We start from the raw sequence: 12,768 nt of genomic DNA, 5'->3' as shown, positions 1-12,768 counted from the left end.
CCGACCGAATGACGCAGACGATATTCGAAAGGGGAAAACAAATTTATGTTACGCTCAATGTACTCTGGAATTAGCGGAATGAAAAACTTCCAAACGAAACTCGATGTGATCGGTAACAACATCGCAAACGTAAACACATACGGATTTAAAAAAGGTCGTGCTGTTTTTAAAGATTTAGTATCACAGCAAATTGCTGGTGCCAATGGACCAACTGGCGGAGGACGCGGAGGGGTGAACCCGAAGCAAGTGGGTTTAGGCGCTCAACTTTCTGCCATTGATACGATTCATACAGAAGGTTCTACACAAACGACGGGTCGTACGCTAGATTTGGCGATCAGTGGTGATGGCTTTTTTCAAGTAAATGATGGCGTAAACACGTATTATACAAGAGCAGGTAATTTTTACATGGATGAAAACGGGGATCTTATTAACTCGGATGGTTTTTATATGGGTGAAGCAGGACAGACATTCAATATTCCAACGACCGCTACGAGTCTTAGCATTGGTACGGATGGAACAATAAGTTATATGGATGGAGGCACATTAGATACAAGTCAGCAAATAGAAATCGCTAAATTTCCGAATCCGGAAGGCCTGAGAAAAGTAGGGTCCAATTTATATGGAGTAACGGATAACTCTGGAGCACCTGAAACTGGTTTGCCAGGTGCAGATGGTAGAGGGACAATAGCACCAGGTTCACTAGAAATGTCAAACGTCGATCTTTCAGAAGAGTTCACGGAGATGATTGTTGCGCAGCGTGGTTTTCAAGCGAATACACGTATTATTACGACGTCGGATGAAATATTGCAGGAATTGATGAGTATGAAACGTTAGTAACTAGATCATGTAAAGTGAGGAGGAGCTGGGGTGCACCTCAGCCTTGATAATATATGATTACTGTGACACGACTCAATGGCAAGACGTTTTCGCTCAATGCTATATACATAGAAACGGTTGAAAGTTTTCCAGATACGACGATTACGCTCACAAATGGGAAAAAATATGTTGTGAGAGAATCGCATGAAGAAGTGACGGCAAACGTTGAAACATTTTATATGCGTATTGCGCTTCTCGGAAAAGTAAAGGCAGAGGAGGACGAAGATGGAGAATGAAAAAAAAGAATCGAAAAATAAAATGATGATGATTATGATGATCGTGATGGCTGTTATCTTACTCGCTGGGACAATAGCAGTTGTCATGATACTAAAATCATCTGAAGGCAATGCGGTTGAAGAAGAGCTCAACATTGATGACGTTCTTGCAGCTTCGGTCGATATGCCTGAAATGACGACGAATTTGGCATCAGATGACTTTATTCGTATTTCATTTAAAATACAGACCGACAGTGTTGATGCAATGGAAGAAATGACAAAACGTGACTTCCAAGCGAAAAATATCATCATCAAAAAACTTTCGGAAATGACGGCAGAAGATTTAAAAGGTGAGGCTGGTAAAGAAAAACTAACCGAGATGCTTAAAAGCGAGCTGAATAGTATTATGAAAGGTGGAGAAGTAGAAGCCGTTTATATCACCTCATACATTATTCAATAAATAGGAGGGGACATATTTGTCAGGAGAGATCTTATCTCAAAATGAGATTGATGCGCTTCTTTCCGCTCTTTCAACGGGTGAAATGGATGCAGAAGAACTAAAAAAAGAAGAAGCAGAAAAGAAAGTGAGAGTGTATGATTTTAAACGTGCACTGCGCTTTTCGAAAGATCAAATTCGGAGTTTAACGAGAATGCATGACAATTTTGCCCGTATATTAACAACGTTTTTTGCTGCACAGCTTAGAACGTACGTCCACGTCGAAGTTGTATCTGCAGATCAGATTCCATATGAAGAGTTTATTCGTTCCATTCCTAATCGAACGATTTTAAATGTATTTGAAGTCCCTCCGCTTGAAGGGCGTATTTTAATGGAGGTAAATCCAAATATTGCCTATTCGATGCTTGATCGTCTTTTAGGGGGGCGCGGAGTCAGTGTAAATAAAATTGAGAATTTAACTGAAATCGAAACGAGAATTATGTCGAATATGTTTGACCATGCGTTTGAAAATTATCGTGAAGCATGGGCAAATATTGTGGAGATTGACCCAATCGCCACAGATTTTGAAGTGAACCCTCAGTTTTTACAGATGGTGTCACCGAACGAAACGGTCGTAGTCATATCGTTAAATACGACGATTGGTGACACGACCGGTATGATTAATATTTGTATCCCGCACGTCGTACTCGAACCCATTATTCCGAAGCTTTCTGTTCAATACTGGATGCAAAATCCAGATAGTAAAGAACACAGCCCGGAAGACATTCAAAGTTTGGAGAAGCGGATCCAACAAGCGGATTTGCCAGTTATTGCAGAACTAGGCGAGTCAGATATTACGATTGAGGAATTTCTATTATTAGCAGAAGGCGATATTATTGAATTAAATACATTAATTGATGCCCCACTTACAGTAAAAGTGGGAAGTGTTCCGAAATTTACGGCACAGCCAGGTCGAGTAAACCGAAAAGTTGCTGTGCAAGTACTTGGTTACATGAAAGGAGGGGACAACGATGATGAGTAATGATATGCTGTCTCAGGATGAAATTGATGCATTGTTAAAAGGAAGCAACGACGAAATAGAGGATCTCATGCAGCCAAAAACAAGTACGATTGACGGTATAGAAGAATACTTAGATCATTTCGAGCAAGATACGCTTGGTGAAATTGGCAACATTTCATTCGGCAGTTCAGCAACAGCGTTATCAACATTACTGAACCAAAAAGTAGAAATTACAACGCCGATGGTTACGGTCATAGAAGAAAGTCGACTTAAAGATGAATTCCCTCATCCCTATGCGGCGATTGAAGTAGAATATACAGAAGGATTTACAGGTGTGAATTTGCTTGTCATTCATCAGGATGATGCAGCAATTATTGCCGACTTAATGTTGGGCGGTAGCGGTGTAGACGTGGCCAAAGAGCTAGGTGAACTGCAATTGAGCGCGGTTCAAGAAGCAATGAATCAAATGATGGGTTCGGCGGCAACAGCGATGTCATCCATCTTTAATAAAAAAATAGATATTTCACCTCCATCTATTACGCTTTTGAATTTGAATGAGGGAGAAGGAAGCAATAGCATTCCGAAACAGGAACTTTTAATCAAAATTTCATTCCGTTTAAAGGTTGGAAATTTAATTGACTCGAATATTATGCAGCTTATTCCGCTGCAATTCGGAAAGCAGCTTGTAATGGAACTTATGGATCCTCCACAAGAAGAACAAGAGGCATTACTTCAGCCGCCGCAGTTACAGGCTTCAAGAGCAACTCCCGAGCCGGCTGCACAACCTGTTCATCAGACACTGTCAATGCCAGTCCGGGAATCAGAAGAACCGCGTCGTATTGGTGGTTCTTCAATTGGACAGCAGCAGCCGGTCAACGTGGAAACAGCCGTCTTTTCGTCCTTTGACACACCGCAACTCGGTGAACAGGAAGCACGCAATTTGAATATGTTATTTGATATTCCGTTGCAAGTAACCGTTGAACTGGGCCGAACCAATCGATCTGTCAAAGATATACTGGAATTGACATCAGGCTCAATTATTGAATTGGACAAGCTAGCAGGTGAGCCGGTAGACGTACTGGTTAATAAACGGTTAGTGGCAAAAGGCGAAGTTGTCGTTATTGAAGAGAATTTCGGTGTGCGGATTACAAATATTGCAAGTCCAGCGGATCGATTGAAAAATTTAAATTAATCTTTTTACAGGGGGACAGGAACAATGGCTAGTAGAATTTTAGTTGTAGATGATGCAGCGTTTATGCGCATGATGATTAAAGATATTTTAACGAAGAATGGCTTTGAAGTAGTTGGTGAAGCAGAAAATGGTGCACAGGCGGTAGAAAAATATGTTGAACTAAAACCAGATCTTGTCACAATGGATATCACAATGCCCGAAAAAGATGGAATTGCTGCATTAAAGGAAATTAAAGCAGTAGATGCTGCAGCAAAAGTGATTATGTGTTCGGCAATGGGTCAGCAGGCGATGGTCATTGATGCGATTCAAGCCGGTGCAAAAGACTTTATTGTAAAGCCATTCCAGGCGGATCGTGTGATTGAAGCCATTTCTAAAGTGTTATCTTCATAAAGGTGTGATCATGTGAACTTATTTTTAAAATGGATAATGCCCATTTTATTCGCAATGGCTCTGTTCTCTGGCAATCAATTGATTGCCTCGGCAGAGCCATTTAATTCGAATGTGAAAGAATGTATTGAAAATCACGACTTATGTGCAGAAGAAGAACCAGCAGACAATAGGAAAACAGAAGCGAATTCACAAATTACAAGTGAACCAGTTGGAATAGGATTTTTAGATGTCGTCCGAATGATCACGGCGCTTGTTTTCGTTGTAGCGCTTCTTTATTTTTTATTGCGTTTTATTAATAAAAAAAGCCGCACGTATCAAGAAAATCATACTGTTCGTCATCTCGGCGGTACCGCGCTCGGGGGGAGTCGATCCGTGCAGGTTGTTAAAGTGGGCGGTCGTGTGCTTATTCTTGGTGTCGGTGAAAATGTGGCCTTGTTAAAAGAGATTGAGGATGAGGAAGAACGAAATGAGCTGCTTACCCGCTACGAAGAGCAATTGGACATGATGGTGCATCCTTCTGATATCCTTAATCGAATAAAGACACAAGTGGAACGAAAGAAACAAACGTCTGGATCATCTGATTTTAAACAGGAATTAGAGTGGAAAATGGCTGATCTGAAAAAAAGCCGCAGACAAGCTATTCAAGATATAACAGATGGGGAGCAGAATAAAGATGAATGAATTCATGGGATTTTTTAATTCAAGCTCACCTGAAAGTGTGTCTACGTCTGTTAAATTGCTATTAATGCTGACTGTTTTGTCGGTGGCGCCGAGTATCTTAATTTTAATGACCTGTTTTACGCGTATTATTATCGTGCTGTCGTTTGTAAGAACGGCGCTTGCAACGCAGCAAATGCCGCCGACACAAGTGCTTCTCGGTCTCGCGCTCTTTTTGACCTTTTTTATTATGTCGCCTGTTTTGCAGGAAGTAAATGATGAGGCATTGACGCCTCTTTTTAACGAAGAAATTAATCTTGAAGAAGCTTATACATTGGCGAGCGGTCCATTTAAGGAATTTATGAGCGTTCATACGCGGCAAAAGGATTTAGAATTATTTTTGAATTACACGCAGGCGGAACAGCCGGAATCGATTGAGGATATTCCACTTACCACGCTTGTACCAGCATTTGCATTAAGTGAAATTAAAACGGCTTTTCAGATTGGGTTTATGGTGTTCATTCCGTTTCTCGTCATTGATATGATTGTTGCAAGTGTCCTCATGTCAATGGGGATGATGATGCTCCCGCCAGTAATGATTTCGTTGCCATTTAAAATTTTATTGTTCGTACTGATCGACGGCTGGTATCTCGTCATTGAGTCGCTGCTGCAAAGCTTTTAGGTAGGTGAAAAAATGAATACAGAGATGGTTCTTTCCCTTGCTGAAAAAGGGGTTTATACAACAATTATCGTTTGCGCACCACTCCTTTTGCTTGCGCTCGGGATCGGTCTTGCAGTTAGTATTTTTCAAGCAACAACGCAAATCCAAGAACAGACATTGGCATTCGTTCCGAAAATTGTGGCTGTTCTTGTTGGGATGATTTTTTTTGGACCATGGATGCTATCGCGCATTGTGACATATACAATGGACATTTTCACAAATTTAACGAGGTTTGTTGGGTAATGGCAGATGGGTGAATTAACTCCTAATCTTTCCGTATTTTTACTTATTCTCGTGCGTGTGTCAGCATTTTTCGTGACGATGCCCCTCTTTTCCTATCGTACGATACCGGCGCAGCACCGGATCGCTTTTGCACTTGTGCTTTCATGGACAATGTATTATTCAATAGATGCGAGTCCGCTTGAAATAAATGGTGAATATTTATTGCTCATTTTGAAAGAAGCAATGACTGGATTATTAATAGGGTTAGCCGCCTTTATCATTCTGTCTGCGATTCAAATTGCTGGTGGATTTATCGATTTTCAGATGGGGTTTGCTATCGCGAATGTTATTGACCCGCAGACTGGAGCCCAGAGCCCGTTAATGGGACAATATTTATATATGTTTTCACTGCTCATGTTACTGGCGCTTAATGGCCATCACCTTATATTAGACGGAATTTTTTATAGTTATGAATTTATTCCGATCGATCAAATGTACTTGCCCTTTGGGAATGGAGAAGCAGCTTATTATATGGCCAGGACATTTAATGCTGTTTTTATCATAGCGTTTCAAATGTCAATGCCTGTTGTTGCCGTATTGTTTTTGACCGATGTTATGCTTGGTATCGTCGCCCGGACGGTCCCCCAGCTCAATATTTTCGTTGTTGGGTTTCCGCTTAAAATTGGTGTTGCTTTTATTGTTGTTTTTATTGTCCTCGGTGTTATTTTTACATTAGTACGCGACTTGTTTGGAATTATGCTACAGACAATGCGTGATTTAATGACGATTTTTGGAGGCGGATAGCACGATGCTGTTGAAACTGAATCTGCAATTTTTCGCGGGAGAAAAAACGGAAAAAGCGACACCGAAGAAGAAACAGGACTCCCGTAAAAAAGGACAGGTAACGAAAAGCCAGGATTTAAATACAGCGGTCAGCCTGCTCGTATTATTTGGGTTTTTATCGGTTTTTGGGGCGTCGATAGGCCGAAATATTTATCAGATGTTTCAGCACTCTGTTGAATATTACATGCTTATGTCTGTTACTGAAGCGAATTTAAAGACGATTGTGTTTGAAATTATGGAGCAGTGCGCATGGATACTAGGTCCTTTTATGGGTGCGGCGGTTCTTGCGGGAGTACTGGCCAACTATGCACAGGTCGGCTGGCTTGTAACCGGTGAACCGATTAAACCGAAACTTGAAAAATTAGATCCGATTAAAGGGTTTAAACGAATTTTTTCTATGCGGGCCATTGTGGAACTGTTAAAGTCCATATTGAAAATTGGGTTTGTGGGAACTGCGGCCTTTATTATTCTATGGAACAATAAAGAAGATGTATTGAAACTTGCGTTGAAGCCGATTGAAGATACACTTCCGCTCGTTGGGACATTAACCGTGCAGATGGGACTTGTCGCAGCAGCAGCATTGCTTGTACTCGGCGTGCTGGATTACTTATATCAAAAGTTTGATTTTGAAAAAAGTATACGTATGTCCAAACAGGATATTAAAGATGAGCATAAAAACATAGAAGGAGACCCGCTCATTAAATCACGCATACGCCAGACGCAGCGTGAAATGGCCATGCGCCGTATGATGCAGGAAGTGCCGGATGCAGATGTTGTGATCACGAATCCAACGCATTATGCAATTGCGTTAAAATATGATGATTCGAAACTTGATGCACCGTATGTCGTTGCGAAAGGAACAGACTTCATTGCGCAAAAAATCAAACTGATTGCGGGAGAAAATGACGTGGCACTGATTGAAAATAGGCCGCTCGCTCGCGCGCTTCACGATCAAACGGAGATCGGGGATACGGTGCCGGAAGAATTTTTTAAAGCGATCGCAGAAATATTTGCTTACGTTTATCGTATTAAAAATAAAGTGTAATTTTTTGTTGGGAGAGAAAAAAATGAAAGCGAGAGACCTCTCTGTTTTATTCGGAGTCATTTTAATTGTAGCCATGCTTATCGTGCCGCTGCCTACATGGCTATTAAGTATACTTATTATTATCAATATCTCTCTTGCGCTGCTCGTTTTGCTCATCTCGATGAATATGAAAGAAGCGCTTGAATTTTCTGTGTTTCCTTCGTTGCTTTTGCTGTTGACATTATTCCGTCTTGGTCTCAATGTGTCGACAACGCGTTCCATTTTAAGTAACGGGGAGGCAGGAGGCGTTGTCGAGACATTCGGGACATTCGTCGTCGGCGGAAATATTATAGTTGGGATGGTTGTCTTCCTCATACTCGTTATTATTCAGTTTATTGTTATTACTAAGGGTGCTGAACGTGTATCAGAAGTGGCGGCCCGGTTTACACTCGATGCGATGCCTGGTAAGCAGATGAGTATTGATGCTGATTTAAACGCTGGTATGATTTCAGAAGTTCAGGCGCGTGAACGGCGCGAAAAAGTGAGCGGTGAAGCAGATTTTTATGGAGCAATGGACGGTGCGACGAAATTTGTTAAAGGGGACGCGATTGCCGGAATTATTATGGTTATTATTAACTTGATTGTTGGGATTGTGATCGGCGTCATGCAACAAGAATTGTCTTTTGGAGAATCCGCAGCACGTTACTCCCTTTTAACAGTTGGCGACGGTATCGTCTCACAAATTCCGGCGCTTCTCATTTCAACAGCAACTGCGATCGTTGTGACACGTGCTTCATCGACAGGCAACCTCAGTGGAGATATAAACACTCAGCTTCTTCGTTACCCATCGATGCTCTATATTGCAGCAGGCACGATCTTTTTATTGGGGCTTGCAACACCGATTAACGATATTTTAACGATCCCGATAGCAATAGGACTTGCGCTAATCGGCTATATGACTTCCCGATTACCAAACAAAGAATTTGATGACCCAGTGCCTTCAGAAGAAGAGATGGAAACAGATGAATTGAAAAGTCCGGAGTCTGTCGTGAATTTATTGACCATTGATCCAATTGAATTTGAATTTGGTTACGGACTTATTCCACTCGCGGATACGAATCAAGGTGGTGACCTGCTTGATCGTATCGTCATGATCCGACGGCAGCTAGCATTAGAACTTGGTCTTGTTATACCGGTCGTTCGCATTCGCGATAATATTCAGTTGCAGCCAAATGAATATCGGATGAAAATAAAGGGAAGTGAAGTAGCGGAAGGCGAATTGCTGTTAGACCATTATTTAGCGATGAGCCCAGGTGAAGAAGACGATATGGTTGAAGGAATTGATACGATTGAACCATCTTTTGGACTTCCTGCAAAATGGATTACAGAAGATGCAAAAGAACAAGCGGAAATTTTCGGTTATACCGTTGTTGACCCTCCGAGTGTTGTATCAACTCATTTAACAGAAATCATTAAAAAATATGCACACGAATTGCTCGGCCGTCAGGAAACACAGCAATTGATCGACCATCTGAAAGAATCGTATCCTATTTTAGTTGATGAAGTTACACCGAACCCACTCTCGGTCGGTGACGTACAAAAAGTGCTGGCAAAATTATTGAAAGAAAATTTATCAATCCGTAATTTACCGATTATTTTTGAAACGCTTGCTGACTTTGGCAAAATGACATCAGACATAGATTTATTAACAGAATATGTACGCCAGGCTCTTGCTCGTCAAATTACGGTGCAATTTGCAGGTGACACAGGCTCGCTAAATGTTATTACATTATCAGGCCAAATTGAAAAGTTAATTGCAGATGGTGTACAGCAGACAGAACATGGGAATTACTTATCAATCGATCCGAATGACTCACAGCGTATTTTAGAAGCGACAGCTCAGCAAGTAGAACAGGCATCATTTATGCAACAGTCACCAGTTATTCTTTGTTCACCGGCAGTCCGCATGTATGTGCGTCAGCTGCTAGAGCGATATTTTCCGCAAATACCTGTTTTATCTTATAATGAGCTTGAACCGAGTGTAGAAGTCCAGAGTACAGGGGTGGTGACAATTGAATGAAAATAAAAAAATACAGGGCGCCATCTATGCCAGCAGTCATGAAAAAGGTGCGTGCTGAACTTGGCCCACAAGCGGTTATTTTACAATCGAAAACAGTATATATAGGTGGCGTTTTTGGATTGTTTAAAAAGAAAAATATTGAAGTGGTTGCAGCAATAGATCCTTATATAGAAACCGTAGAAAAAAAACTAGATGCAAAGCCTGCTTCGGCATTCATTCAACAGCCGCCACCGCTGCCTACTGAATTTAAAAAAGAAATGCTGGAAATGAAGCAAATGATTCGACAGTTAAAAGAATCAAAGCAGGCTGATTTTTTATATCCGGATGCATTGCGGCCGATACTTGAGCAATTAAAAACGCAAGGGTTATCTGATGAGTTGTACCAAATGACAGCGGAATATCTTTTGATAAAATGGAAAGAAGAACGAAGTGAGGCAACGATTGTAAACGTACGCAGGTGGACGATAGAATTTCTTACGGAGTGTTTGTCACCTTGCCTTACAGTAAACGAAGAAATGGCAAAATACATATATTTACTAGGCCCGACAGGTGTCGGAAAAACGACGACAATTGCAAAACTTGCATCGCAAAAAGTGCTTGATGAAGAAAAAAAGGTGGCATTTGTTACAACGGACACATACCGGATTGGGGCTATTGAGCAGCTGAAAACATATGCAAGTCTTCTAAATGTCCCATTTAAAGTAGCTTATTCAAGAAGTGATATGGAAGAAGCGTTTCATTCACTTGTAAAATATGATGTCTTATTTATTGATACAGCCGGTCGCAATTATCGTGAGAAAAAATATGTAGACGATTTACAGAGCATGATGTTGAAGAAAAATGGAGAGTCTCGTTCTTATCTTGTTTTAAGTGCAGCATCAAAACAGGAAGATTTAGAAGAAGTCATTCATAATTTCACAACGGTTCAAATAGATGGTTTTATTTTTACGAAGGTAGATGAAACAAAAACTAAGGGCACAATTGTGAATTTAATGTATACTTACAAAGTAGGTACAATATTTATCGCTAATGGTCAAAATGTACCAGATGATATTAAAAAAACAATGACTATAGACATTGTTCAATCATTATTCGAGGGTGCACGTGATGAATGATCAAGCGGAAGAACTCAGAAAAAAAATTAGGCAAAAAGCGGCTGAAATCAATAGAATGAAAAGAAGCCGTGCAAAAACAGTCGCTATTGTTAGTGGGAAAGGTGGTGTTGGAAAAACCAATATTTCAGTGAACCTTGCTGTAGGACTCGCTAAACTAGGTAAAAAAGTGTTGTTGTTTGATATGGATATCGGTATGGGTAATATATATCATTTGATAGGCAAAGATCCTGGACATTCTATTGCAGATTTTTTTATAAAAGGGGAACCGCTTGCGAGTATGATCAAGCCTGGACCTGAAGGGATTTTTTTCATTCATGGTGGTTCAGCAGCCGCTCAACTATTTGAGTGGGATGAATCTTATATGGAAAAGTGGATTCATGCTCTTGAAGAACTTATTGAAGACTATGATTACTTATTGTTTGATATGGGCGCGGGTGCATCAAAAGAAAGTTTAAATATTTTGCATGCCGCAGAAGAAGTGTTAATGGTCACAATACCAGAACCAACAGCGATAACAGATGCATATTCTATGATGAAATTTATTTATTTACGTGATCAGGAAAAAATTTTTTATTTAATATGCAATCGGGCTGAATCTGCAGAAGAAGGATGGAAAACAGCGGGGCGCCTTAAGCATACGATGGAGACATTTATGCATGTCAGCCCGACCATTCTTGGTTCACTTCCGGAAGACAATGTTATTCGGAAATCAGTCACAGCCGGACAGCCGTTTATGATTCTATATCCGGAAGCGCGTGTTTCAACAGCATTTGATAACATTGTAAAGAAGTATGCAGGTTTGCCTGTGAATGAAGAAAATCAACCGACAGGTTTCGTCGATAAATTGCGGCGCTTTTTTACAGAAAGAAGGGACAGCCGATGAAATCAAAAAAAGTTCTTGTTGCAGACGACTCTGCATTTATGAGAAAGCTGATTTCTGAATGTTTATCTGAGCATCCTGACATCGAAGTGATTGCGTCTGCACGAAATGGGTACGATGCCGTCAAAAAAGCACTAGAGTTAAAACCGGATGTCATTACGCTTGATATCGAGATGCCGGAAATGGGTGGACTGGAAGCTTTGAAATTGATTATGGACAAACAGCCGTGTCCTGTTGTCATGCTTTCGAGTTTAACAAAAGAAGGAACGGATACGACATTAAAAGCAATGGAAATGGGTGCTGTCGATTTTATTGCTAAACCATCGGGGACGATATCGCTAGACCTTCACAAAATTAAAGATATATTAATTGAAAAAGTGCTTGCTGCAGCAAAAGCAAATATTAGCATGAAGCCTGAAATAGCAGCAAAATCGGCCGTCATCGAATCGTTTGTTCAGACCAATCCGGATTCGAGAGATCGTATGGTCCTTCCTTCTCAAAATAAAAAAGGGAATAAACTTGTGCTCATTGCTACATCAACAGGTGGTCCTCGTGCATTGCATCATGTTATAACGAAACTTCCCGCTGCGCTTTTGGCTCCCATTGTGATTGTACAGCATATGCCGCCAGGTTTTACAAAGTCCCTTGCTGATCGACTTGATTCGTTGTCGGACATACACGTCAAAGAAGCGGAAGACGGAGAAATTTTACGAAAAGGAACGGCTTATATTGCACCAGGCGGCCATCATTTAAAGCTTAGAAAAGTCGGTTCATCTATTGTTGCAACACTTGATCAAACAAATCCAGAAGGTGGACACCGTCCAGCTGCTAATGTGACGTTTCGCTCTGCAGCAGCAATCCATCGTGTTGAAAAAATCGCAGTGATCATGACAGGTATGGGTACAGATGGTGCAGACGGCTTAATTAAATTAAAAGAAACAGGCGTGGTCAAAGCCATTGCAGAATCGAAAGAAACGTGCGTCGTGTATGGCATGCCAAAAGCGGCGGTCGCCACACATCTTGTTGATGAAATAGTGCCAGTCAATGAAATTGCCGCAACGATTGTTAAGTACCTAAATGATAAGAGGTGAAGACG

Annotated in this window: 15 protein-coding genes; all 15 read left to right on the top strand. The window is 41.0% G+C overall.

Going from position 1 to position 12,768, the window contains the following annotated elements:
• Positions 1-45 precede the first annotated feature (45 nt).
• The 15 genes from flgG to BLL40_RS05920 are packed head-to-tail and all read left to right on the top strand — an operon-like array spanning position 46 to position 12,763.
• Positions 46-834: a flagellar basal body rod protein FlgG gene (flgG, locus tag BLL40_RS05990; RefSeq protein ID WP_073711009.1), complete on the top strand. Its 789-nt coding sequence runs from the start codon at positions 46-48 to the stop codon at positions 832-834.
• Between the two features lie 56 nt (positions 835-890).
• Entirely contained in the window at positions 891-1,112 is a 222-nt protein-coding gene (locus BLL40_RS05985) for a flagellar FlbD family protein (protein ID WP_073711008.1), read from the top strand.
• Complete coding sequence (gene fliL, locus BLL40_RS05980) at positions 1,102-1,551, top strand: flagellar basal body-associated protein FliL (protein ID WP_073711007.1); 450 nt, start codon at positions 1,102-1,104, stop codon at positions 1,549-1,551. The genes BLL40_RS05985 and fliL overlap by 11 nt, the downstream gene beginning before the upstream one ends.
• A gap of 16 nt (positions 1,552-1,567) precedes the next feature.
• Positions 1,568-2,569 (top strand): flagellar motor switch protein FliM, encoded by a 1,002-nt coding sequence (gene fliM, locus BLL40_RS05975; protein WP_073711006.1) that lies wholly within the window; start codon positions 1,568-1,570, stop codon positions 2,567-2,569.
• Positions 2,559-3,740 carry a flagellar motor switch phosphatase FliY gene (gene fliY, locus BLL40_RS05970; RefSeq protein WP_073711005.1) on the top strand — a complete coding sequence of 394 codons (1,182 nt, stop codon included), beginning with the start codon at positions 2,559-2,561 and terminating at the stop codon, positions 3,738-3,740. The genes fliM and fliY overlap by 11 nt, the downstream gene beginning before the upstream one ends.
• Positions 3,741-3,764: 24 nt before the next feature.
• Positions 3,765-4,130 (top strand): response regulator, encoded by a 366-nt coding sequence (locus tag BLL40_RS05965; protein WP_073711004.1) that lies wholly within the window; start codon positions 3,765-3,767, stop codon positions 4,128-4,130.
• A 12-nt stretch (positions 4,131-4,142) separates the two neighbouring features.
• Entirely contained in the window at positions 4,143-4,811 is a 669-nt protein-coding gene (locus BLL40_RS05960; protein ID WP_083566353.1) for a flagellar biosynthetic protein FliO, read from the top strand.
• Positions 4,804-5,469 (top strand): flagellar type III secretion system pore protein FliP, encoded by a 666-nt coding sequence (gene fliP / locus BLL40_RS05955; RefSeq protein ID WP_073711003.1) that lies wholly within the window; start codon positions 4,804-4,806, stop codon positions 5,467-5,469. Before BLL40_RS05960 ends, fliP begins: the two co-directional genes overlap by 8 nt.
• A 12-nt stretch (positions 5,470-5,481) precedes the next feature.
• Complete coding sequence (gene fliQ, locus BLL40_RS05950; RefSeq protein ID WP_073711002.1) at positions 5,482-5,751, top strand: flagellar biosynthesis protein FliQ; 270 nt, start codon at positions 5,482-5,484, stop codon at positions 5,749-5,751.
• 6 nt (positions 5,752-5,757) lie between these two features.
• Positions 5,758-6,534, top strand: coding sequence for a flagellar biosynthetic protein FliR (fliR, locus tag BLL40_RS05945; RefSeq protein WP_073711001.1), 777 nt, complete (start codon positions 5,758-5,760; stop codon positions 6,532-6,534).
• Between the two features lie 4 nt (positions 6,535-6,538).
• Positions 6,539-7,618, top strand: a complete 1,080-nt coding sequence (gene flhB, locus BLL40_RS05940; protein ID WP_073711000.1) for a flagellar biosynthesis protein FlhB — start codon at positions 6,539-6,541, stop codon at positions 7,616-7,618.
• Positions 7,619-7,640: 22 nt separating this feature from the next.
• Positions 7,641-9,677 carry a flagellar biosynthesis protein FlhA gene (gene flhA, locus BLL40_RS05935; protein WP_073710999.1) on the top strand — a complete coding sequence of 679 codons (2,037 nt, stop codon included), beginning with the start codon at positions 7,641-7,643 and terminating at the stop codon, positions 9,675-9,677.
• Entirely contained in the window at positions 9,674-10,792 is a 1,119-nt protein-coding gene (gene flhF, locus BLL40_RS05930; RefSeq protein ID WP_073710998.1) for a flagellar biosynthesis GTPase FlhF, read from the top strand. Before flhA ends, flhF begins: the two co-directional genes overlap by 4 nt.
• On the top strand, positions 10,785-11,675 hold the full coding sequence (locus BLL40_RS05925) for a MinD/ParA family protein (protein WP_073710997.1): 891 nt from the start codon (positions 10,785-10,787) through the stop codon (positions 11,673-11,675). The genes flhF and BLL40_RS05925 overlap by 8 nt, the downstream gene beginning before the upstream one ends.
• Complete coding sequence (locus tag BLL40_RS05920; RefSeq protein WP_073710996.1) at positions 11,672-12,763, top strand: protein-glutamate methylesterase/protein-glutamine glutaminase; 1,092 nt, start codon at positions 11,672-11,674, stop codon at positions 12,761-12,763. The genes BLL40_RS05925 and BLL40_RS05920 overlap by 4 nt, the downstream gene beginning before the upstream one ends.
• The last annotated feature ends 5 nt before the right edge of the window (positions 12,764-12,768 follow it).

It is taken from the genome of Domibacillus mangrovi (assembly GCF_001906925.1).
GTDB classification, from domain to species: domain Bacteria; phylum Bacillota; class Bacilli; order Bacillales; family Domibacillaceae; genus Domibacillus; species Domibacillus mangrovi.
Note: the sequence above shows the minus strand (reverse complement) of the source record. Positions and strands in the feature narration are given on the sequence as shown.